The sequence below is a fragment of the Priestia sp. FW507-14D1A genome (genome assembly GCF_058781295.1).
In genome coordinates, this window is record NZ_JBYSWQ010000005.1 from 38,996 (window position 1) to 62,268 (window position 23,273).

General features: G+C 37.5%; 19 protein-coding genes. 14 read left to right on the plus strand and 5 right to left on the minus strand.

Going from position 1 to position 23,273, the window contains the following annotated elements:
- The coding region (locus tag AC3WJG_RS17785) for an NAD(P)/FAD-dependent oxidoreductase (protein WP_217598776.1) at nt 1-955 on the plus strand (955 nt) is incomplete at its 5' end.
- A gap of 19 nt (nt 956-974) precedes the next feature.
- Entirely contained in the window at nt 975-1,670 is a 696-nt protein-coding gene (locus AC3WJG_RS17790; protein ID WP_098967240.1) for a YqjF family protein, read from the plus strand.
- Nucleotides 1,671-1,673: 3 nt separating this feature from the next.
- On the opposite strand, the gene msrA is transcribed toward AC3WJG_RS17790, so the two are convergent.
- On the minus strand, nt 1,674-2,579 hold the full coding sequence (msrA, locus tag AC3WJG_RS17795) for a peptide-methionine (S)-S-oxide reductase MsrA (RefSeq protein ID WP_337134049.1): 906 nt from the start codon (nt 2,577-2,579) through the stop codon (nt 1,674-1,676).
- 328 nt (nt 2,580-2,907) lie between these two features.
- On the opposite strand from msrA, the gene nhaC reads away from it, so the two are divergent.
- A complete protein-coding gene (nhaC, locus tag AC3WJG_RS17800) occupies nt 2,908-4,314 on the plus strand; it encodes a Na+/H+ antiporter NhaC (RefSeq protein WP_060747390.1) in 1,407 nt (468 codons plus the stop codon).
- A 179-nt stretch (nt 4,315-4,493) separates the two neighbouring features.
- Here nhaC and AC3WJG_RS17805 read toward each other — a convergent pair whose 3' ends face one another.
- Nucleotides 4,494-5,147 (minus strand): GntR family transcriptional regulator, encoded by a 654-nt coding sequence (locus AC3WJG_RS17805; protein WP_098249874.1) that lies wholly within the window; start codon nt 5,145-5,147, stop codon nt 4,494-4,496.
- Between the two features lie 361 nt (nt 5,148-5,508).
- Between AC3WJG_RS17805 and AC3WJG_RS17810 the strand changes: the two genes are divergently transcribed.
- The 7 genes from AC3WJG_RS17810 to AC3WJG_RS17840 all read left to right on the plus strand — a co-directional run bounded on the left by AC3WJG_RS17810 (nt 5,509) and on the right by AC3WJG_RS17840 (nt 15,437).
- Complete coding sequence (locus AC3WJG_RS17810; protein ID WP_050689988.1) at nt 5,509-6,921, plus strand: amino acid permease; 1,413 nt, start codon at nt 5,509-5,511, stop codon at nt 6,919-6,921.
- A gap of 296 nt (nt 6,922-7,217) precedes the next feature.
- Nucleotides 7,218-8,219, plus strand: a complete 1,002-nt coding sequence (locus tag AC3WJG_RS17815; RefSeq protein WP_028408758.1) for an acyltransferase family protein — start codon at nt 7,218-7,220, stop codon at nt 8,217-8,219.
- 25 nt (nt 8,220-8,244) lie between these two features.
- Nucleotides 8,245-9,120 carry a peptidylprolyl isomerase gene (locus AC3WJG_RS17820; RefSeq protein WP_098249873.1) on the plus strand — a complete coding sequence of 292 codons (876 nt, stop codon included), beginning with the start codon at nt 8,245-8,247 and terminating at the stop codon, nt 9,118-9,120.
- A gap of 318 nt (nt 9,121-9,438) precedes the next feature.
- Nucleotides 9,439-10,113, plus strand: coding sequence for a response regulator transcription factor (locus tag AC3WJG_RS17825; RefSeq protein WP_028413601.1), 675 nt, complete (start codon nt 9,439-9,441; stop codon nt 10,111-10,113).
- A complete protein-coding gene (locus tag AC3WJG_RS17830; RefSeq protein WP_098249872.1) occupies nt 10,103-11,530 on the plus strand; it encodes a sensor histidine kinase in 1,428 nt (475 codons plus the stop codon). The genes AC3WJG_RS17825 and AC3WJG_RS17830 overlap by 11 nt, the downstream gene beginning before the upstream one ends.
- Nucleotides 11,531-12,053: 523 nt before the next feature.
- The gene (locus AC3WJG_RS17835) at nt 12,054-13,418 is read left to right on the plus strand and encodes an allantoinase (protein WP_098249871.1); all 1,365 of its coding nucleotides are present in this window, start codon (nt 12,054-12,056) and stop codon (nt 13,416-13,418) included.
- Nucleotides 13,419-13,946: 528 nt separating this feature from the next.
- Nucleotides 13,947-15,437, plus strand: a complete 1,491-nt coding sequence (locus tag AC3WJG_RS17840) for a peptide MFS transporter (RefSeq protein WP_028413598.1) — start codon at nt 13,947-13,949, stop codon at nt 15,435-15,437.
- Between the two features lie 27 nt (nt 15,438-15,464).
- On the opposite strand, the gene AC3WJG_RS17845 is transcribed toward AC3WJG_RS17840, so the two are convergent.
- On the minus strand, nt 15,465-15,869 hold the full coding sequence (locus tag AC3WJG_RS17845; RefSeq protein ID WP_337134048.1) for a hypothetical protein: 405 nt from the start codon (nt 15,867-15,869) through the stop codon (nt 15,465-15,467).
- Nucleotides 15,870-16,365: 496 nt separating this feature from the next.
- On the opposite strand from AC3WJG_RS17845, the gene AC3WJG_RS17850 reads away from it, so the two are divergent.
- Both AC3WJG_RS17850 and AC3WJG_RS17855 read left to right on the plus strand, forming a co-directional pair.
- A complete protein-coding gene (locus AC3WJG_RS17850) occupies nt 16,366-18,075 on the plus strand; it encodes an NAD-dependent malic enzyme (RefSeq protein WP_098249869.1) in 1,710 nt (569 codons plus the stop codon).
- A 143-nt stretch (nt 18,076-18,218) separates the two neighbouring features.
- A complete protein-coding gene (locus tag AC3WJG_RS17855) occupies nt 18,219-19,562 on the plus strand; it encodes a 2-hydroxycarboxylate transporter family protein (RefSeq protein WP_492588449.1) in 1,344 nt (447 codons plus the stop codon).
- 47 nt (nt 19,563-19,609) lie between these two features.
- Here AC3WJG_RS17855 and AC3WJG_RS17860 read toward each other — a convergent pair whose 3' ends face one another.
- A complete protein-coding gene (locus AC3WJG_RS17860; RefSeq protein WP_028408751.1) occupies nt 19,610-20,431 on the minus strand; it encodes a Cof-type HAD-IIB family hydrolase in 822 nt (273 codons plus the stop codon).
- 398 nt (nt 20,432-20,829) lie between these two features.
- On the minus strand, nt 20,830-21,855 hold the full coding sequence (locus tag AC3WJG_RS17865) for an LLM class flavin-dependent oxidoreductase (RefSeq protein ID WP_098249868.1): 1,026 nt from the start codon (nt 21,853-21,855) through the stop codon (nt 20,830-20,832).
- Between the two features lie 327 nt (nt 21,856-22,182).
- Here AC3WJG_RS17865 and AC3WJG_RS17870 point away from each other — a divergent pair, with 327 nt between their 5' ends.
- Both AC3WJG_RS17870 and AC3WJG_RS17875 read left to right on the plus strand, forming a co-directional pair.
- Complete coding sequence (locus AC3WJG_RS17870) at nt 22,183-22,713, plus strand: hypothetical protein (protein ID WP_028408749.1); 531 nt, start codon at nt 22,183-22,185, stop codon at nt 22,711-22,713.
- A 10-nt stretch (nt 22,714-22,723) separates the two neighbouring features.
- Nucleotides 22,724-23,248 (plus strand): GNAT family N-acetyltransferase, encoded by a 525-nt coding sequence (locus tag AC3WJG_RS17875; protein WP_098249867.1) that lies wholly within the window; start codon nt 22,724-22,726, stop codon nt 23,246-23,248.
- Nucleotides 23,249-23,273 lie beyond the last annotated feature (25 nt).

The following is a 23,273-nucleotide window of genomic DNA, read 5'->3' on the forward strand; positions in this document are numbered from 1 at the left end:
AATGAGACGAGTAGGAATAGTAGGTGCTGGAATGACGGGCCTTACAGCAGCGGCTGAATTGCAAAAAGAGGGAATAGAGGTCTTTCTTCTTGATAAGGGCAAAAGTGTAGGGGGACGAATGGCTACCCGACGAGTAGGGGATGGAAAAGCAGATCACGGAGCTCAATTTTTTACAGTGAGATCCGATGAATTTCAACAAGACGTAAATAAATGGATAGGTGATAGAAAGGTTAAGAAGTGGTTTGGTGACCATCACCCTCGGTATCACAGTCCGAATGGCATGAATGCGCTAGCTAAATATTTAGCTGAAGATCTACGCGTATATGTAAATCGAAAAGTTCAAGCCATTGATTTTCAAAACGGAAGGTATCAGTTATATACAGAAGAAAATGAGATTTTTGAAGCGACTGATATCATTCTTACACCTCCGTCTCCTCAGGTTATTGAGGTACTTAATAATAGTAAGCTGCAAGCGGACCAATCTATTCTTAAAACACTGAAATTTAGTCCCTGCTTGGTTGCTATCGCGGAGCTTTACACAGAGATGCTGTATGGTGATCATGGTCAAATCATGAATCCATCCAGCACAATCCAAAGAATCATTAATCATGAGCAAAAAGGAATATCAAAGACGCCCGTTCTTAGCATATATATGAATAAAGACTGGTCAGAAAAACATTTTGATGAACATGAACGTGAGTTGCTGCCGATGATAAAAAATGAAATAAAAGAATGGACAAGTGCAAATCATATTAAAAGCATCCAGATAAAGAAATGGCGCTATGCAGAGGTTGAACAAGTTCTTCATCAGCCCTTTGCTAAAATTATGCCGTCGCTACTGGTGGCAGGAGATGCTTTTTTAAGAAGGGAAGACGAGACGAATCACTCACGGTTAGAGAGCGCATATTTGTCAGGGAAATCGGCAGCCGCTGAATTAATGGGAAAGAACACCTAGAACAAGGAGGGACCAAGAAGTGAAAAATAATTGGATAATGAAACAAACGTGGAAAGATTTACTGTTTATTCATTGGCCTGTAGATCCGGCATTTTTGGCTTCTTTATTGCCTAGTCAGTTAGAGCCTGACACCTATGATGGTCAAGGATGGATTGCACTGGTGCCTTTTACGATGACAGACATTCGATTTAAAGGAACGCCCGCAGTTCCCATCTTTTCACGGCTATATGAGCTGAATGTGCGTACATATGTTACATATAAAGGGGAAAAAGGCGTTTATTTTTTTAGTTTAGACGCAAGCAATCCGCTAGGGGTATGGATTGCTCGTCAATTTTTTCATTTGCCTTATTACCACGCTGCTATGACATTCAACAAAACTCAGAACCATATTTCTTTTCAGTCAGTTCGAACGCACAGAGACTCAAAAAAAGAGCGAGTAAAGCTTACATATAGAGGTATTTCTCCGTCCTATCGCAGTGGAAAAGGAGAATTAGCTCATTGGCTTACAGAGCGCTACTGCTTATTTACCACTCATCAAGGAAATGTCTATAGAGGAGACCTTTATCATGATCCTTGGGAGCTGCAAAAAGGAGAGTGTGAAATAAGAGATGATTCTATTACTCAGCCTTTTTTGCGTCCGGCAGACAATCGCGATTTAATTGTGCACTATGCGAATCAAGTCACGGCTTATTTTTATCCTTTTAAAAAAGTATAAGTATCAAAACAAAATTAAAAAGTCTTCATACCCTTCTTCTTTAAGCTTCTCTTTTGGAATGAAGCGCAAAGCCGCGGAATTTACTTGATAGTATTCGCTGTTTTCTTCGGTTAATAGTAAACCCAAATAGTTATTTCCTTCTTTGCTTTTTAGTGCTGTTTCATGCTGCATCGGAACTTTTTTTATATTTCCGTATAAAATAGGGCGTTTAAAAACAGGCCACCCTGTATGGGAAGGGAGTTGATCTGACGTTTTAAACAGTGCTTCTCCCGTTAGAAGATCAACGTAAATTCCTTGTTTTTTGTTATTCCAATATAAATTTGTAAAAGGAGGTTCGGTTCCGTTTTCCTGCGTAACAAAATATTGCATGGGCGTTAGGACCCTTTTTAGATAGGAGCGGTCCTTTGGCCAATGCTGTGTCAGAAAATCAGTCCGCCCCGAGCCTTCTTTGTATAATTTATAGTGAAATGCGTTTTTTCGATAATAATCCTGCTGCTGTTCTTCTGCTTCGCAAAAAGAAGAAAAAGGTAAAATAGGTGTGACGATAGGACGCTTAAAGCGCCCGCTTTGGGCTAGCTTTTTTTTAGAATCGAAAGCCGCTTCTTTTTGTTTTTCGTTGTGATAAAAAATAATGGCTCGGTATGACGGTCCGCGGTCTGAAAACTGTCCGCCGGAATCCGTAGGGTCAATTTGCTGCCAATACAGGTTAAGCAGTTCTTCAAACGTAATATGAGAAGGATCCCATACAATTTGTACTGCTTCTACGTATTCGCTTTCCTGTTTAGCTTCAGAAGTGATTTGTTCATCTTTAGCGTAGCCCGAGCGAATACTGCTGATTCCTGGAAGCTGATCAAAAGGAGAGACCATGCACCAAAAGCATCCTCCCGCAAATGTTGCATATTCTTTCATGTTACTTACCTCTTTTCATTGAATAAAATAAATAAAATATATTTATGTATTAAAGTGTATAAATAACCAGAAAGCGCTTTATAACTAGTCTTGTAAGAAAGCACGCTCTTGTGGTATTATGACCACTGGATAAAAGAAAAAATGGCTTATTGTTTACACGAGTAACCTTATTTTATGTTCTTAAAAAGATGCAGTTTATTGTTTAAGCATTCAAAGAAGTACATACGTTCAAGCAGTAAGAGGAACAATTAAAGAATGAAATAAGGACGTTTTACTCTTAAACGATACCACATTCCAGAATCTACATACCAGTTTAGGAGGAGCTAGTTTGAACACAACCCGTTTACCATCTATGTGGGAAATAATGATTGTGCTTGCTTTATTTTTAGCAGTTGTTATTTCATTTGCAACTGTTTTGGATTTACCTATTCAGCTCGCTTTATTTATTTCATGGTTTATTGTTATGGCGCTAGGAGTACGACTTGGGTATACGTATAATCAGCTGCAAGGAGCCATTACAAGAGGAATATCAAACGGCTTAGAAGCTATTTTAATTTTATTAGCCGTCGGTACGTTAATTGGAACATGGATTGCCGGAGGAGTTGTTCCTTCTCTTATTTATTTTGGACTAGAGTTTATTAATCCAACATTCTTTTTACTTGCTACACTTATCATTTGCTCTATTACCTCGATTTCAACAGGAACATCTTGGGGAACGGTTGGTACAGCCGGAATCGCGATGATGGGAATCGGACAAGGCTTAGGTATGCCGCTTCCTTTAGTAGCTGGAGCTGTGATTTCAGGAGCTTATTTTGGAGACAAGCTTTCTCCTCTTTCTGACAGTACCATTTTATCTGCGTCAATGGCTCGAGTGAACGTTATTGATCATGTAAAAGCAATGTTAGTGTTGGATATTCCTGCTTACGTCATTACGGCAGTATTATTTACGGTAACAGGGTTTATGTATGGAGGAAAAGATTTTGATGCTGGACGGGTAGAAGGATTAAAATCTTCGCTGTTGGATACATTCCATATCAGCGGGTGGATGCTGATTCCGGCTTTGGCTGTTATTGTCCTTTTAGCATTAAAGAAACCTTCTCTTCCAGCCATTGCCATTGGCTCATTATTAGGAATTATATGGGCAGTTGTCTTTCAGCATATGGATGTGGCGAGCGCATTTAATACGGCTTATGAAGGATTTAAAATTAATACCGACAACACATTTTTAAGTGAGCTGTTAAATCGTGGCGGAATTTTAAGCATGGTCGGTTCCATTATTGTCATTATTTTTGGACTAGGCTTTGGCGGGTTATTAGATGAGCTCGGTGTCTTAGAAGTCCTGCTATCTAAATTCGAAAAAATTCTTGTCAATTCTGGAAACGTTACGGCTTCTACTATTTTCGTTGGGCTATTAGGGAATATATTTGGTTGTGCAATGTATGTTTCATTAATTTTAACGCCGAAAATTATGGAGAAAAGTTATGACAAGTTAAGAATACAGCGTCTAGTGCTTGCCCGTAACTCGGAAGTAGGGGGAACCTTAACTTCAGGGATGGTTCCGTGGACGGACAACGGTGTATTTTTAGCTACAACGCTTGGGATTTCTACATTCGCTTATCTGCCGTTTATGTGGCTAAGCTTTGTCTCTATTATTTTGGCGGTTATTTACGGATATACAGGGAAATTCATTTGGTATGTAACCGAAGAAAAACAACGTTCTTCTATAGCAAAATAAAAGAGGCTGCGACAACAGTATGTTAGTTGAAAGAAGATCCGAACGATGAATTAAGATTCTTGATGGAGAATCAACTTCGTTCGGATTTTTTTATTGGTATGATAAACGTAGGTTTCATGTATTTTGTTGCTTCTAGCTGTTGACTGGATTGATTTAGTTATGCCTTAACCTCTTTTTGATCAAATCATTTCTGGATATTCGATTTTCCAGTGGACATTTTGAAGGTAAAGCTGAACATCCGCCTTATTTTTCTGCTTCAGAAGTTTTAGAATATGGCGGTGATGTTCATTCATCACATGTAAAATGGTGTATAGCTCTTTATTGTCATCGCTAAAGTACGTTTGTCTGATGAATCCGTCTTGCAAAGATATAAGCTGTTCTTTTAAGGTCACATTACCGCATCGGTTCAAATATACTCGATGAAAATACGTTTGGTATTTTTGATAATCCTGATAATTTTCTAATGCAATCGAAACATCAATTTTTTTAATAAGCTCATCCATCTTCGTAAAATCGTCTTCCGTTAAGTGATCAATCGACAGGGAAGCTGCAAGACCATCTAAAGCACCGACGATTTCAAATACTTCTAGTTTTTTTGGTGTATCAATTTCCTTTACGGTAAATCCTCTGCGCGGTCTGTATTCTAATAGGTTGTCTGAAGCTAATTTAATAAGCGCTTCTCTCACAGGCGTTCGGCTGACATTCAGCTGAGAACAAATGCTGGCTTCATTTATTTTGTCGTTAGGCAGCAGTGTACCGTCTTGAATTTGACTTGCTATGTAGTTATATACATGATCTTTTAATGAATGATAAATCATAGGCCCCTTGTTCATTGTTTCCCCCTAAAATAAATATCGCATCAGCCGTTCTTTCTCATCATGTCATGGTGATGAAAGAGTATAAAAATAGCGTGAAAGAACGTACAGGTGTAAAAATAATCATATCATATCACTTCGTCTAATCTTAGTTAGAATATAAAAAATAGAATTATTGAAATATTTTTTACTATTGATTGTTGTAAAAAATCTGAAAAATGATATAATCGAAAAAAGATTTAAGAAGTGTATATTGTATACAATATACAAAATTTGTACATATCGAAGAAATAGAGCCTACTCCTTCAGAGAAGAGACTATAGAGAATATGTAAATAAACCAAGTTTTTAGATGGGTTTACTATAAAAGGAGGTACATAATGGGAGAGAATACAACATCTATGAATCAGTTACAAAGAAAAATGAAAAGCCGTCATTTATTTATGATTTCTCTTGGCGGTGTTATCGGTACGGGGCTGTTTCTTAATTCAGGCTACACAATTAATGCAGCAGGTCCTGGGGGAACACTCCTTGCTTATTTAATCGGTGGATTAATTATGTATTTAGTCATGATATGTCTAGGGGAACTAAGCGTAGCAATGCCAGTGTCGGGATCATTTCAAGTATACGCTACGAAGTTTATCGGGCCGGGAACTGGTTTTGCGGTTGGCTGGCTCTACTGGCTGACGTGGGTGGTATCTGTCGGTTCGGAGTTTACAGCGTCTGGATTGCTTATGCAAAGATGGTTTCCTGACGTTTCGGTTTGGATATGGAGCGCGCTGTTTGCTCTTTTATTATTTGGTTTAAATGCAACATCTGTACGTTTTTTCGGTGAAACAGAATTTTGGTTTTCAAGTATTAAAGTATTAACGATTATTGTATTTATTATTTTAGGCGCAGCAGCGATGTTTGGATTCATTCCTCTTAGCGGTCATGAAAAAGCGCCGATGCTTTCTCATTTTACAGGAGAGGGCGGTTTATTTCCAAATGGACTTATGCCTGTATTAATTACGATGGTTTCTGTTAGCTTTGCTTTTTCGGGAACAGAATTAATTGGTATTACGGCGGGGGAAACAGAGGATCCTGAAAAGAACATACCTCGCGCAATTAAAAATATCATTTGGCGTACGTTCTTCTTTTTTATTGGCGCCATGTTTGTACTATCTGGGTTGATTTCATGGAAACAAGCAGGAGTGTTAGAAAGTCCTTTTGTGACGGTATTCGATCAAATAGGTATTCCTTACGCAGCAGATATCATGAACTTGGTTATTTTAACAGCTTTATTATCAAACGCTAATGCAGGATTATACGCATGTTCAAGAATGCTATGGTCATTATCTGATCAAAAAATGGTCAGCACTTGGTTAGGAAAAGTAACGTCTAAAGGAGTTCCATTTAATTCGTTGCTTATCAGCATGGGAGTGGCATGTCTGTCCTTGCTGTCAAGCGTAGTTGCACCAACAACTGTTTACTTAGTATTAGTTTCTATTTCTGGATTTGCGGTTGTAGCTGTATGGATGGCTATTGCGGCTTCTCACTTTATGTTCAGAAGACGCTATATTAAAGAAGGGAATGATGTATCGAAGCTTGTTTACAAAGCTCCTTTATATCCTATTGTACCTATTTTAGCGTTTGTTTTATGCTTTGCTGCTTGTGTAGGACTGGCTTTTGATAAGAGTCAGCGTATCGCATTATACTGCGGTATCCCCTTTGTCCTTTTTTGTTACTTGTTTTATTATTTGAAAAATAAAAAAGGAAACAGAAAAAACGAAAGTCAGCCTATAGCAAAATAAAAAGCAGAAGACCTAGGTCTTCTGCTTTTTTTGCATACAAAAACACCCTATCCATCCGTACTGGTTAAGTGTCCCGCAACAAGCGAAATTGAATTGGATAGGGTGCGTATCTATATAGTAGAGAAAGAGGCGCCGTTTGTCAAACTTATTTAGCCGCGCCTTATTTAAAAATAGAACTAAGCAAGGTTTTCACTGTTTTTTCATTTTCACTATGTATAGTAAGGAATGTAAAGAAAAGATATTCGCAGCAGCACGTCGTACAGATCCGTAGAACGCGAAAGAAAGGAGGAGGTCAAATGGCTAAGCGGGATGCGTATTTTGATAACGTAAAGTTTATCTTAATTGTATTAGTAGTGTTTGGCCATTTGTTAACTCCCTTCATCAATGATGAACAGTGGCTACGAACGCTCTACATATTTATTTACACCTTTCATATGCCAGCGTTTATTTTAATAAGCGGCTATTTTGCAAAGGGATACCGAAAAAAGGGATACATGTGGAAGATGACGAAGAAAGTATTACTTCCTTATATTATTTTTCAACTTATCTATGCGGTATACGACTATAAACTTTATGATGAATCCACATTCGAAGTTTCAGTGTTTCAGCCAGCTTGGTCGCTATGGTTTTTGTTGAGTTTATTTTGTTGGAACGCCATGTTGTTCATTTTTACAAAAATCAAATATCCTTTAGCCGTTGCGGCAGTTTTAGGAATTATGATTGGCTTATGTGAACCGCTGGAAACAACGTTGAGCCTTTCTAGAACCTTTGTGTTCTTTCCCTTCTTCTTAGCAGGATTTTATATGAAAAAAGAACATTTTAAAAAGTTGACGTCGGTTTCTTGCAAAAAAGTAGCTGGAGGCACTTTGCTGATTATTGCTCTATGGATCCAGTATATAGCACCGGATTTTGAGAAAGAGTGGTTATTTGGTTCAAAATCTTATGCCTCTTTAGGTGTAAATCAATTAGAGGGAATGACCATTCGTACGCTATTTTATAGCATCAGCTTAGCAATGACGATTTCCTTTTTAGCTTTGATCCCTACACAAACGATGTCCTTTACATCTCGAGGTGCTCAAACCTTTTATGTATATCTGCTACATGGGTTTCTGATTAAATATATCCGCCTATCTTCTTTTGGAGACTGGATAGAAAGTGTACAAGGATACAGTATCCTTCTAATTGGAGCTTGTGGAGTGGCGTGGTTGTTGTCGAGTAAATACGTATCTACTATTGCAAGACCTTTAATTGAGCTTAAACCGTTACCAAGGCGCAAAAGTTTAAGTTTAGGTAAGTAATGAGAAATGGAAAAGGAGTTTAACGATGTCTAAAAACAAAATAATTATGATTATTGCAGCCGTTGTGGTTATTGCTGCAGTAGCTATCGGTGCCGTAGCAATGAATAAATCAAAGGTGGTTGCTACCGTTGGTGATGAAAAAATCACAAAAGATCAGCTGTACGATGCTCTTCTTGCTCAAGGAGGATCAAGTGTCCTTGATTCATTGATTGAACAAAAAGTCATTTCAAAAGAAGCAGCTAAACAAAATATTAAAGTAACCGATAAAGAAATTAATGCTGAATTAGAAAACCTTAAAAGTCAGTACGGGGGAGAAGATGCATTAAATCAAGCATTAGCATCTAGCGGTGTAAAATTGTCAGAGCTGAAAAAAGATTTAAAGACGAATATTGAGGCAAAAAAAATGGTTGAGTCGACTATTAATATTAAAGATAGTGAAATGAAATCGTACTTTAATCAAAATAAAGATTCACTAGCTACAGAAGCACAGGTGAAAGCTAGCCACATCTTAGTAGCAGACGAAAAGACAGCGAAAGAAGTAAAGGCTAAGCTTGACAAAGGAGAAGATTTTGCGAAGCTAGCAAAAGAATATTCAACAGATACAGCTTCTAAATCAGATGGCGGAAACCTTGGATACTTCAAAAAAGGCGATATGGTCGAAGCTTTTGCCAACAAAGCATTTTCAATGAAGGTAAATGAAGTAAGTGATCCTGTTAAAACAGAATACGGTTATCACATTATTAAAGTAACAGGCAAAAAAGAAGCGCAAAAAGCAACATATGAAAATAGTAAAGCAAAAATCAAGCAAACGCTGCTTGATCAAAAATACCAAACAGAGTATCCAACTTGGTTACAAAAGCTAAAGAAAAAGTATGATATTACAAACAAACTTGATTCATAAATAATACCTTAACGAAATGAGGGGATGGATATGAAACAAACAGCGTCTTATAGTAAGTTAGAAAAAATCGTCGAGCAATTGAAGCACAGAGGTGTACGAGCTGAGATATGCCGGCGTGTTGTAAAGGTCACAGAAACTGTTAATGGATCAAATCCTTCATATTCAAATCAAATCGTTAGGCATTCTTAATACAGATAGGGAAAATTAAAATGAAAAGTGATCAGTAGAGGCAGCTTGTTTCTGCTGATTCTTTTTGTATAATAAAGTAAACAAAAGGATGCAGGAAAATGTATCAAATGAAGGAAGGAGTTACGCAGAATGAACGTACTGCTAGCAGAAGATGATTTGCAGCTAGGTGAATTAGTTAGTTATATGCTGAAGAAAAAAGGGGGCTATAACGTCGAATGGGTGACGGAAGGGAATGATGCATATGATTATGCATCTGAAGCGCATTATGATGTGTTAATTCTTGACTGGATGATGCCCAATGGAGACGGAATCGATGTATGTAAACGTCTAAGAAAAGAAGGATACGCTGGAGCTATTCTTATGTTAACAGCAAAAGATGCGGTTCAAGATCGTATACAAGGCTTAGATGCGGGAGCGGATGATTACGTTATTAAGCCATTTGAAATTGACGAGCTGCTTGCAAGGCTTCGCGCTTTGGCTCGTCGTAATTATGCACCAATCTTAGAAGAAGAAGTAGAGATTGCCAGCATGATATTAAAAAGAGCAAGTCAAACCGTGCAGTTTGACGAGGAGTTTATTCAATTAAGTCCTCGTGAATTTCAACTGCTAGATTTTTTAGTGAAAAACAAAGGACAAGTTCTTTCTCGAGATATTATTTTAGACCGGGTATGGGGATATGAATCAGATGTTTCGATTAAAACGATTGATGCGACGGTTAAACTTTTGCGGAAAAAACTAGAGAAATTCAACAAACAAGATCTTATTCAAAGCATTCGTGGAGTAGGCTACAAAATTGAAAGCTAAACTTCTTACGAGGGCTAAACAGAAAGTAAAACAAAAAGTAAAGCAAGATTTATTCAGCCAGACGCAAAATCGTTTAACATTCCGATACAGCGCATTGCTAATGCTGTTTCTGCTATTATTCGTGTTTATTGTTTATGCATTGGTATATGTGGTTGTATCCAACAGTCAGCAGCAAAACTTAAATAGCATGCTAAAGCAAGAGTCTCGAATTGTCCAAAGCATCTTAATTAAACAAGCGATAAACAGCTCGAATCAACAGTCAAAAGAAGAGTACAAAAACATTGTTGTAGCCGGTGAAGATCAATTTTTTTATTATGTCATCAGTCCTGAAGGGGACCTTATTATGGGAAACGAAGCGAGCGAGCGGCTTCGCTCTAACTTATTAGATTTAATTGATGGGTGGATCCCTATTGAAAATGAAGTGAGGAAAGAACGAATAAAAGCCCCGCGTCCTAGTTTCGAACACATTGAAGGAGTAAAAGGGCAAAACGGGGAAGGCAAAATAGATATTGATTTGATGATGGCGGGTGAACCTATTTTTTATAAAGGCCAATTTTTAGGGATGCTTTATATTGGAAAAGACGTTTCATTTCTTTATCAGCTGTTAAAGTGGCTCCTTATTATTATGCTGAGCCTTACCGTACTGTTTGTAGGAGTAGCCATTTATATCAGCCGTTTAATGTCAAAACGTGCGATGGTCCCAATTGAAACAGCTTTCCAAAAGCAAAAAGAGTTTGTGGCGGATGCGTCCCATGAGTTAAGAACGCCGCTTAGCGTTATGCTTTCTTCTATCAACGCTTTAGAAATGCAGGAGGAAGTAACAGAAGATCCTTTCTCTAAAAAATTAATTAATAATATGAAAGCTGAAGTGAAGCGAATGACGAGTCTCGTCAGTGATTTACTTACGCTTGCACGCTCAGATTCTAATAAAGTAGAAAAAGCAATGATGCCCTTTGATATTACAGACGCGGTGCAAAAGGTAATGGAATCTGTTGAAACTCTGGCCATTTCCAAACCTATTGATTTACAGCTAGATACGCCCGGAAAATTAGTCGTAACTGGAGATCAAGAGCGTCTAACTCAGCTGATTTACATTTTGTTAGACAATGCTATTAAATATACGACTCCTCATGGAAGTGTAAACATTCAAGTAGTTCAGCATGGGAGTGAATGTATATTAAAAGTACGTGATACAGGAGTTGGAATTCATCCTGACGAAAAGGATCGAATCTTTGACCGCTTTTATCGTGCTGATAAATCCCGATCCCGTCAAATGGGAGGTCACGGGCTAGGCCTAGCCATAGCTAAATGGATTGTAGAAACACATAAAGGAAAAATTGACGTAGAAAGTGAACAAGAAAAAGGAAGTACATTTACAGTAAGGTTGCCAATGTCACAAAAAGTAAAAAAGAGTTAAAAGAGGCTGTGACAAAATTAGTTAAAGCAAGATCCGAACGAGCTTGATTCTTAATGGGGAATCAAACTCGTTCGGATTTTTTTATGGTTAGGGTGAACGTAGGTTTTACGTATGTAGTTGCTTCTAGCTGTTGATTGGTAGGCAAGGCGAAGACTCCTGCGGGAAAAGCGAAACAGGAGGTGAGAGCCGGCAGAAACGAAAGGCTTGGACGGAAATCAACAGCAGTGTCACAAGCGATCTATACTGGTCCCTTTATTCAATTTGTTCGACCATTCATTTATTTATATCTCAATCTCTTTTTAGTTAGTGAAAGTGACCAAATAAAAAAGAAAAGTTTAGACAAAATAGCGAGTGTTAAAATCAGATAATTCAGTTATATTTACTAGCGTAATAACCAGTCTATGTGTCAGGTTTCTTTACAAGGATAAAGACTTTTTGAAGGAAACAATGCATGATAGAACAATAGCAGACTGCTTCGTTTAATAAGAAGACGGAGTAGTTAAATAAAGGGGAGTTTGATAACATGTACGATTTAATTATTAGGGATGGTTCGGTCGTATTAGAAGACGAAATAGTAACAGCGGATATAGGGATTAAAAAAGGAAAGATTGCAGAAATAGCGCAAGGTGTTAGCACACCAGCAAAAAAATACGTAGATGCTAAAGGCAAATATGTTCTGCCTGGAATGATTGATATTCACGTGCATTTTGATGAACCGAGCCGAGACCATTGGGAAGGGTTTGACTACGGTTCAGCGTCTATGGCTGCGGGAGGCTGCACTACATATTTTGATATGCCTTTAAACGGCGTTCCTCCTACCGTAACAGAAGCAGCGCTGTGGGAAAAGAAAAAGCTGGCTGATCAAAAGTCAGTAGTAGATTATGGTCTATGGGGAGGGTTGGTTCCTGGTAATAAAGAAGAATTAGCCAAAATGGCTCATTCGGGTGTAATAGGTTTTAAAGCATTTATGTCAGAAGCCGGTTCTGAATTTGATTTCTCAGATGACCTCACATTATACGAAGGAATGAAAGAGATTGCAAAACTAAATAAAGTGCTTGCCCTGCATGCTGAAAGAAATGACTTAATACAAAAGCTTGAACAGGCTAAACAGAAGCAAAAGCAAACTGCTATTAAAGATTATTTAGAAACGCGACCGGTCGTAGCAGAAGTAAACGCAGTAAAGCAAGCGCTTGAGTACGGTGAAGAAACGGGATGTCCGCTTCACTTTGTACACATTAGCAGCTCTGAAGCAGTGCAGCTTATTACGGAAGCAAAGAAGAATGGAATGAACGTTACGCTGGAAACATGTCCGCATTATTTACTCTTTACAGAGGAAGACTTTGAAGAAATTGGCGTAACGGCTAAGTGTGCACCTCCTCTTCGCAGCAGGAGTCAAAAAGAAAAATTATGGGCTTGTATCCAATCGGAGGAAATAGATATGATTTCTTCTGATCATTCTCCTTGCCCGATTGAGTTAAAAACCGCTCATCAGAATGATTTATTTAAAGTTTGGGGTGGAATATCAGGCGGCCAGTACTCTTTGCAAGCAATGATTAGTGAGGGAGCCATCACTAGAGGGATTTCTCTTTCTCGCATTTCAAAGCTTGTATCAACCAATCCAGCTAAACGTTTCGGTTTATATCCTAAAAAAGGAACCATCTTGCTGGGATCCGATGCGGATTTGGTTATCGTTGATCTGGATCAAACTGAAAAAGTGACAAAAGAAGGAATGGTTTTCAAACATAAGCACAGTATATATGAAGGAACAGTATTTAATAGCGTTATTTTAACTACCATTAATAGAGGAACGATTGTATACACTAAAGAAGAAGGTGTGGTTCCTCTTCACAAAGGACAAATGGTAAACGGTGAATACGTAAAATTGTAGGTACAGTGAAAAAAGAGGTAAAAAATAAACCTTTTATCTCTTTTTTTACATAAAAAAATGAGGATGACTTATATTAAAGGTAATACATAGGAGAAAAATGAGTATCTACTATAACAAAAGAGATGTTTTTAAAGAGGTTTTTATTATTCTGAAAAAGTATATTTTTGATTGAGGGAAGCATAATGAAAAAATAATAAAATTCCTTTTTAAATTCAAAGAAAAAATTTCCAAAAAGAAAAATATTATCTGGTTGTATGAAAAGTAGATAATCAGATGCTTTGTAATCAAGGGTTTTGTATAAAAAAAATTTCAAAAAGATATTTTAAGAAAAGAAATCTTGATTTAAAGCTTTTTATAGGTGCAATTTTATAATGGAAAATCGTATTTTATGCACTCATTGTAAAATTCTGATATTGACAGAATCATTTTATAAGAATAAAATTTTCTTGTTTCTATTTTTTTATATCATCATAATTTTTTGATAGTTTTGTCTATGGTGGTTTACGGTTGAAAGAGAGGTTAAGGAATATGTCGGTAGAGAGAGAAAAAGTGTATGAAACAGTTCCTCAAAAAGGATTCTTCGGACATCCTAAAGGGTTATTCACCTTGTTCTTTACAGAATTCTGGGAACGTTTTTCATACTATGGAATGCGTGCGCTACTTGTATTGTACATGTACGATACAATTGCAAACGGTGGATTAGGAATGGAACAAGGAACCGCTTTAGCGATCTTTTCTATTTATGGTTCCCTTGTTTATATGTCTGGAATTATTGGCGGTTGGATTGCAGACCGCATTTTAGGTACGTCTAATACGGTGTTTTACGGTGGTATATTTATTATGCTGGGGCATTTAGTGCTTGCGTTGCCGGCAGGTGTAACAGCGCTGTTTATTTCAATGTTCTTAATTATCATCGGAACAGGTTTATTAAAACCAAACGTTTCGAGCGTTGTGGGCGATATGTATAGCCCGACTGATAACCGTCGAGATGCTGGATTTAGTATCTTCTATATGGGTGTGAATGCTGGAGCATTTATCGCGCCGCTAGTTGTTTCAACAGTAGGTGAAAAGTATAACTACCATTTGGGTTTTGGAATCGCGGCAGTAGGAATGCTTTTAGGTCTAATCGTATTTATGGCTACACGAGGCAAAAACCTAGGTCGTGCAGGCAGACAAGTTCCAAACCCATTAAAACCAGAAGAACGCAAAAAAGTTTTTGGTACCATTGCACTTGCTGTAGTTGTACTGGCAATCTTTATTGTACTGACTTCTTTAGCGGGTATTTTAACTGTTGAAGGTGTTATTTTATTTGTAAGTATTTTAGCGATAGTTATTCCTATTATTTACTTTGTTGTTATGTATAAGAGCCCCAAGACAACAGCTGATGAGCGTTCACGCGTATTAGCGTACATTCCTCTTTTTATCTCTGGAGTAATGTTCTGGGCGATTCAAGAGCAGGGGTCAACAATTTTAGCAACGTATGCAAAAGATCATACGCAGCTAACGTATGGTGGTTTTAAAATTCCAGTTGGCTGGTTCCAATCGTTAAATCCGCTATTCATTATTATATTTGCGCCAGTTTTTGCAGCGATTTGGGTAAAATTAGGAAACAGACAACCTTCTACACCAAAGAAGTTTTCATTAGGACTTTTATTTGCAGGACTTTCTTTCCTTGTCATGGTTATCCCGGCTAGCATTCATGGAAATGAAACGTTAGCGAGCCCGCTATGGCTAGTGCTAAGCTTCTTCTTAGTTGTAGTTGGAGAGCTTTGTTTATCACCAGTAGGGCTATCAACTACAACAAAACTAGCACCTGCAGCGTTTTCTGCTCAGACGATGAGTTTATGGTTCCTAACAAGCGCAGCGGCGCAGGCAATCAATGCTCAGCTTGTTCAATATTATGAAAACATTTCGCAAGTTGTTTATTTTGCTGCATTGGGTGGAGTGTCGGTCATTTTAGGTGTAATTGTACTAATGATTTCGCCAAAAATTCAGCGTTTAATGAAAGGTGTTCAATAAAAAAAACCGTCCTCAAGGGCGGTTTTTTTATGATTTATTTGAAAAAATATTCATGAAGGAGGCGTATGTCTGATCGTCTTCACCTTCGTAAAATGCAAGATTTAAAAGTCTGTTTAGTTCGTTTGTTGATTTTTCAGTTTCTGCAATAATTTGATGCATATGAGCAATCTTAGACATGGATCCGTTGCCATGCCCATTTTTGATTTGATTTAATGTTAAATGAAGTGATAAGACCTCTCGGCGAAGAGCTTGTCTTAATTCAGAGGAAGCCGGAATAAAAAAGCGTTTATAAAAATAACTTGCTTCTTCAAAAACCAATTCTCCATTTTCTAGCTCTTTAGCCGCAATTTCTTTAATTTCTTGATCGTCTAATCGACTGGACGCCTCTTCGATAAGAAATCCAAAAATAATAGCTGTATCTGGTTTTAGCATGCAATAACCTCCATTATTATAAAAAAGAACTATGTAGTTTATATGTATAGAGAGAAGAGAAAGAATATTCATAGTAATTTACTAATCAGCATAGACAAAAAAATAAAAAGTATTCTTTTAAAGGTAAACTGAAATTATTTTAAAATAAATTTTTTATAATTAAACATTTTTTCCATATTAAAGAACCATTTTAACTCTCAAAAAGAAAGAACCATTGTAAATAAGGTTCTTAATACCTATATAAAAAGAAAATTAATAAAAGATATTAAATTCAGAAATTTCCACCTCTTTATAACTAAAAAATTGCTCTACTAAAATAGTTGACAGCAGAAATAGATAGGCATAAAATATACTATTGTCAAATGAATTAGCATGCTATTCATAAAAAGTTAACGGACATTTGAATAATATGTAATATCCATATAAGATGTTAATTACTTAAATCTAACCAACTTGTATGCTTGTCATACAAGTCTACAGAAAGGAAGATAGTCGTATGCGCAACGTATTTTTTGCAGATAATGAAACAATCGAAACGACTTTACGCGGGAAAGAAATTTTAGGAGCTCCAATGTTAAACAAAGGGGTAGCTTTTACAAAAGAAGAGCGCAAAACGTTAGGATTAGAAGGTTTACTTCCTCCGATGACTTTAACTTTAGATGAGCAAGCAAAACGTGCATATGAGCAATTTTTAGCTCAGCCAGATAACCTTGGTAAGAATGTATATTTAAACGATTTACAAAACCGTAATGCTGTATTATTTTATCGTTTATTGCAAGATCACTTAAAAGAAATGCTTCCTGTTGTTTATACACCAACAGTTGGACAAGCAATCCAAGAGTACAGCCACGAATATCGCCGTCCGGGTGGCGTATACTTATCAATCGATAATGTAGAGGGCATTGAAGAAGCTCTTAAAAATATCGATGCAAATAGTGAAGACATTGATTTAATGGTTATTACAGATTCAGAAAGTATTTTAGGAATTGGCGACTGGGGTGTTGGCGGTATTAATATTGCTATCGGTAAATTAGCGGTATATACAGCTGCAGCAGGAATCGATCCAAGCAGAGTGCTTCCAGTTGTTCTTGATGTAGGAACAAACAACGAAAAATTATTAAATGATCCTTTATATATCGGAAACCGTCATGAACGTATCCGCGGTGAACGCTATGATCAATTCGTAGATCAATTTATTTCAAAATCTCTTGAAATATTCCCTAATGCACTGTTACACTGGGAAGATTTCGGTAATGTAAATGCTCGTAACATTATTAACAAGTACGGAAAAGAAATTTTAACGTTTAATGATGATATCCAAGGAACAGGTGCTGTAACGCTTGCCGCTATTTTCTCAGCAGTTCAAGTGTCTAAAATGCCACTTCGTGACCACCGCGTTTTAATCTTTGGACCGGGTACAGCAGGTATCGGTATTGCCGATCAAGTTCGTGACGCAATGGTATTAGACGGTATTACAGAAGAAGAAGCATACAAAAACTTCTGGGCAGTTGATTTCCGAGGCCTTTTAACAGATGACATGGATGACTTATTAGGTTTCCAAACGCCTTATGCACGAAAAGCAGAAGAAGTGAAGGGCTGGAACCGTGAAGAAGACAAAATTTCTCTTTTAGAAGTTGTCAGACAAGTTAAACCAACAATCTTAATTGGTACGTCTGGTGTAGCAGGCGCATTCTCAGAAGAAATCGTAAAAGAAATGGCGAAGCATGTAGAACGCCCAGCTATTTTACCAATGTCAAATCCAACTCCGCTTGCGGAAGCTACTCCTGAAAACCTATTAAATTGGACAGAAGGAAAAGCGCTTGTAGCGACTGGAAGTCCGTTTGAACCAGTTAACTACGATGGTGTGGAATATGAAATTGGTCAATCTAATAATGCTTTTGTTTTCCCTGGTCTTGGTCTTGGATCAATTGTGGTAAAAGCAGAAGTTATTACAGACAGCATGTTTGCAGCATGTGCACATGCTGTAGCTCAAATGGTAGACAGCAGCAAGCCGGGTGCTTCATTACTACCACGCGTAGAAGAATTACGTGAAGTATCCTATAACGTTGCTTTAGCGGTTGCTAACGCAGCAATTAAAGATGGCGTTGCAAAAGAAGTTCCAACAGATGTTAAAGCGGCAGTAAAAGCGGCAATGTGGGAACCAACATACAAAGAAATTAAAGCTTTAGAAACAGTAAATGCTTAATTTTTAGATAGAAAAAGCACAGCTTCTGAAAAAAGAAGCTGTGCTTTTTTTAGTTGCAAAAAGAATTCTTAAGTTACATAACGTATATAGTTTTTTGAAATTTGTGTATGATTCTCTATATTAGAACCACAGGGGGTTATGAGATGAATACAGCACGTAAATTGGAAACGTTTACTCAAGATTCACAGCCTGAAAATAAGGGTTTTTGGAACCGAATCAACAATATTAAAGTAGGAGTTATTCCTGTGCCGCTATACGTTTTACTTGCATTAATTGTATATGGCGCAGCCGTTTACAACGAGCTTCCTCCAGATATGATTGGCGGATTTGCAATTATTATGGTAATGGGAATGCTGCTTGGTGATTTAGGATTAAAAATTCCGATTTTAAAAGATATTGGTGGACCAGCTATTTTATCACTGCTTGTACCTTCCGTATTAGTTTTTTATAATGTTTTAAATCCCGCATCTATGGAAGCGGTAACAACTTTGATGAAAACATCAAACTTTTTATACCTTTATATTTCTTGTTTAGTAGCCGGAAGTATCCTTGGTATGAACCGTAAAGTTTTAATTCAAGGCTTTACACGTATGTTCGTACCGCTTGTATTAGGTACGTTAGCCGCTGTAGCTGCAGGCGTAGCTGTTGGGATGTTATTTGGCTACGGAGCAAAACATACATTTTTCTATATTGTTGTACCAATTATTGGAGGAGGGATTGGTGAAGGTATTTTACCACTTTCACTTGCTTATTCTCAAATTTTAGGTAGTTCAGCAGAATCTTTTGTGTCGCAAATGATTCCAGCTGCTGTTATCGGAAACATCGTTGCTATCGTATGTGCTGGTTTAATGAAACGTCTAGGAGAGAAAAAGCCAGAATTAACAGGTAATGGAGTTCTTGTGAAGACAAAAGGCGGAGATGGCATCTCAGAAGATACAAATATCAAGAAACCAGTAGATTTTTCGTTAATGGGCGCAGGCCTTTTAATTGCATGTAGTTTCTTTATTTTCGGAGGCTTAGCACATAAGTTTTTAGGAATTCCAGGTCCAGTTTTAATGATCGTAGCGGCAACGCTAGTCAAATGTTTACAAGTAATGCCTGCTAAGATGGAGCAAGGTGCTTACCATATGTACAAATTCATTTCTACGAGCTTAACATGGCCGTTAATGGTGGGGCTAGGAATTTTGTATATTCCTCTTGAAGATGTAGTGAAAATTGTTACACCAGGTTATGTAGTTGTATGTGCAGCAGTTGTTATTGCTATGGTAGCAACGGGTTATTTTGTAGGTAAAATGATAAAAATGCATCCAGTGGATGCTGCAATTGTAACAGGCTGTCACAGCGGTTTAGGAGGTACGGGAGACGTAGCGATTTTATCAGCTTCCAACCGTATGTCACTTATGCCATTTGCTCAAGTAGCAACAAGACTTGGAGGCGCTTCCACTGTTATTTTAGCGACGCTTCTTATGAAACTGTTAGGAGTATAAAATCAAAACAAAAAAGCAGCTCGGTTCGTACGAGCTGCTTTTTTGTCTTATGAAATGCTAACAGGTTTTAAGATAAATTCTTCCACAACTTTTGCCACACCGTCGTTCATGTTTGTATCTGTTACGTGGTTGGCTTTTTCTTTAATATCTTCAGGAGCATTTCCCATTGCTACCCCAAGTCCTGCAAATTCAATCATGGCAAGATCATTATAACTGTCGCCAATAGCAATCACTTCATCGCGTGTAATGCCAAGCTGTTGAATTAATAAGTGAAGACTTGTCCCTTTTGTGACGCCTTCTTCTGTAAATTCAAGGAAGTATGGTTTAGATCGCATTACGCTTAGCTCTCCTTGAAGCTGCTTTTGAAGTTTCTTTTCAACATGAACCAGCATTTCCGGTTCTGCAAGCATGAGTACTTTTACAACAGGCTCTGTAACGGCATCAGTAAAAGATGAAACAACACGGATCGGCAGACCTGTAATGTCACTTTCGATATCCGTAAATTTATTTTCTACTTCAGTTATAATTTCATCTCCAACGTACGTATGAATTAAAACGCCTTCTTCGCGGCTAATATCGTCGAGACGTGCAACGGTTCTCGGAGATAATGTGCTGCTAAATAGCTCTTCATTTGTTAGGCAATTAATGATTTTTGCCCCATTAAACGATAAAATAAAGCTTCCGTACTTTTCTAACTCCAGTTCCTTGGCGATGTGAACCATTCCGTAAGTTGGTCGTCCAGAAGCAAGTACAACTTTCACTCCCGATTCTTGCGCCTTCATTAATGCTTCTTTTGTGCGCGGAGAAATAGTGTGATCATCGCATAATAGTGTATCATCCAAATCTAAAACAATCATTTTGTAAGGCATATTTTTAAATTCCCTTCTTCTACTAGACTCATATCTTCATATGGTACTATAAAAAAACGTTTGATTCAATTTAATGATTTTTTGAAAAAATGAGAGGGATGCGTATACTTTGTTTGAACTGCTGGTAAGTAGATAAAACAAAGAAATTGAGACATAACTAAATCACTCGAATCTATAGACGAACACATGGGATAGAAGATCCAGTATGGATGACTTGTTACACCGCTGTTGATTTCCGTGCAAGGCTTCGCTTTGCCCTCCAATCACCAGCCAGAAGCAACTAAACACATGAAAGGTACGTTCTTCTTATCAATAAAAAAAACGCACTAATAATCGGTAATTTTGATTATTAGTGCGTTTTTTACTTCTACTAAAATACTTTTGTCTCAGCTTCTGGATTAGTAAGCAGCTAGAGTGTGATTAGTTCTCTGCACATCTCCTTCATTGAATGCTTCTTTTAAGAGCGTGTAAGATCGCTTTTTTAGTTCAAAATCTTGAATGGCAGTAAGAATAATAAATTCATCAATAGAAAATTCCTGTTTCAAAGCTTGAATCTTTTGACGAACGGTTTCTTTTGTACCGTGTATAACATTTGCTTCTTTTTCTTCAATTCGATAGCTTTCTTTGGACTGCTGACCAAATTCTTCAGCTTTTTCTTTGGAGCCTAATGTAGCGGACTTCCCATTTTGTAAGTATACTTTAAATATTTTTGTGCTGGATGCTAATGCTTTTGCTTCTTCTACGGTATCCGCTACGATGACGGAAAGGGCAATGACAAGCGAGCGGGCGCGAGATGAAACGTGCTGATTATAGACAGAAATTGCTTCTTCTAGCACTTTTTGATCACCATTAATAAATTGAGCAAATACATAAGGAAGGTTTAATGAACCCGCAAGCTCTGCGCTTGAAGCACTTGCTCCCAGTAAAAACATATCTGCTGATTTTTCCGGCCTTGGATAGGCTTTTAAACCGTAAAGAGGGTGATCTTCCGGCAGCGTATCGTTTAGGTATTGCTTAAGTTCTATCAGTTTGTCTGTTAAGGACTTAGTGGGCTGAGAGTTTTGTTGCAAGGCTTGAGTAGAATGAGGTAGTCCTCCTGGTGCTCTACCGATTCCAAGATCGATGCGATTTGGAGATAATGAGGCTAAAACATTAAAATTTTCTGCTACTTTATAAGGGCTGTAGTGCTGAAGCATAACACCGCCTGAGCCGATACGGATATGATGCGTTTTAGCGAGCAGGTGAGAAATTAACACTTCAGGTGATGATCCTACAACATGTTCAGAGTCGTGATGCTCCGCTACCCAAAAGCGGTGGTAGCCAAGTTCTTCTGCTAGCTGAGCTAATTGTATAGTATGCTGAAATGCATCTTCAGCACGCTCACCTTCATAACGGGGGCTTTGATCTAAAATACTTAATTTCACTGAAAACACTCCTTAAAGTTGATAAAAAAGGTAAGAATAATTGGGATTAATTTTAGCAAAGGATTTTCCAGATGAAAAGAGTTTTTTAAAAGAAAAATATTTTTTGAAAAATAAGTTGACTTTGCCATTTTGAGGCTATATAGTTGAATCATCAAACAGAAAAGCCGATAAAACAACTTGAATAAATGAGAATTAAGTGAGTATGTTTCAAAGACACTTCACTTCATTCTCCGGTTTTATCAAAGAAACAGTTAAAGCTGATTGGTCTACCAAAGGCTCCTGAGGAAACTCCAGGAGCCTTTTTGCTGTAAAAAGGAGGGGAAGAAAGTGAGCGATGTATATATTTTATATAACGGGAGCTCTCATAATTATCAACAAATAGCCTCAGTGAAAGATGAGCTAGAAGCTTGCTTAACCTCAAGAGGAGTGCACGCAGAAACTATTTTGTATCATGATGTACACGCTTTGAAGCAGGAAGCACAGAAAGAAGTAAAGGGATTTATTTCAAAAGTGAACCAAGCTAAAAGTATTGTCGTTCTGTTATCTGGAGTAAATGAAACATACGTACAGTCTTTTGAACGGCTAACAAAAATATTGCCAGAAGATTTATTGCATAAAAAAATACTTCTGCCAATTCTTATTGGTGAAAATGTGAATTCGTTACTAAAAGCTAAGTATGATTTAAAACTTTTAGCGTCTTTTTTAGGTAGACCTTATTGGGTCAGCAGTCTTTTTTTGCTGCATGAATACGTCTCTTTTACAGGCATCAACAATGCAAATGCCAAAAGTCGTTTAAAGGAAGCTGTGGATGAGCTGATTTATAAAGCCGATCTATCTCTTCAAACATTTATAAAATGAGGTGAAGAAAATGAGTGAATTATTTCGATTATCAACCGTAGAAGATGCTGAAGAGCTGTTGGATTTAACGCTTCGAGCATACGAGCCGATTCGAAAGCTAGGAATTAAGTTTCCAGCCGCAACGGCAACGATTGAACTTGTCAAAGAAAACATTCAAAACAGCCGCTGCTACGTACTGGAAAGTGATAAAAAAATCGTAGCTACGATTACAGCAAGAACGTATAAAGAAATAACGAACTGGCCTTTCTTATGGTGGTTTGCGGTAGATCCTTTGGTTAAAAAGAAAGGAGTAGGTTCTAAACTCTTAACATGGGTTGAAGAAACAATTATTCGGGATCAATTGGGGGAACCTGCCGTTACATTGGCTACTTCTGATCAACATCCGTGGTTGATTCCTATGTATGAAAGGAAAGGGTATGAGCGCTTTTTTGAAGTCGATCAAGGAGAAGAAGGAAAAGGCGTATTCTTAAGGAAGATCTTACACCCTGAAAGATATGAGTTAGAAAAACACAAGGAGTTACAAAAAGCTAATTAATCATTTAAAAGAAAAGAGGAAAAAC

Coding starts and splice junctions, on each gene's coding strand:
- AC3WJG_RS17835 (WP_098249871.1), top strand. CDS start 12,054: ATGTACGATTTAATTATTAGGGATGGTTCGGTCGTATTAGAAGACGAA.
- msrA (WP_337134049.1), bottom strand. CDS start 2,579: ATGAAAGAATATGCAACATTTGCGGGAGGATGCTTTTGGTGCATGGTC.
- AC3WJG_RS17810 (WP_050689988.1), top strand. CDS start 5,509: ATGGGAGAGAATACAACATCTATGAATCAGTTACAAAGAAAAATGAAA.
- AC3WJG_RS17840 (WP_028413598.1), top strand. CDS start 13,947: ATGTCGGTAGAGAGAGAAAAAGTGTATGAAACAGTTCCTCAAAAAGGA.
- AC3WJG_RS17845 (WP_337134048.1), bottom strand. CDS start 15,869: ATGCTAAAACCAGATACAGCTATTATTTTTGGATTTCTTATCGAAGAG.
- AC3WJG_RS17860 (WP_028408751.1), bottom strand. CDS start 20,431: ATGCCTTACAAAATGATTGTTTTAGATTTGGATGATACACTATTATGC.
- AC3WJG_RS17815 (WP_028408758.1), top strand. CDS start 7,218: ATGGCTAAGCGGGATGCGTATTTTGATAACGTAAAGTTTATCTTAATT.
- AC3WJG_RS17820 (WP_098249873.1), top strand. CDS start 8,245: ATGTCTAAAAACAAAATAATTATGATTATTGCAGCCGTTGTGGTTATT.
- AC3WJG_RS17825 (WP_028413601.1), top strand. CDS start 9,439: ATGAACGTACTGCTAGCAGAAGATGATTTGCAGCTAGGTGAATTAGTT.
- AC3WJG_RS17850 (WP_098249869.1), top strand. CDS start 16,366: ATGCGCAACGTATTTTTTGCAGATAATGAAACAATCGAAACGACTTTA.
- AC3WJG_RS17875 (WP_098249867.1), top strand. CDS start 22,724: ATGAGTGAATTATTTCGATTATCAACCGTAGAAGATGCTGAAGAGCTG.
- AC3WJG_RS17805 (WP_098249874.1), bottom strand. CDS start 5,147: ATGAACAAGGGGCCTATGATTTATCATTCATTAAAAGATCATGTATAT.
- AC3WJG_RS17855 (WP_492588449.1), top strand. CDS start 18,219: ATGAATACAGCACGTAAATTGGAAACGTTTACTCAAGATTCACAGCCT.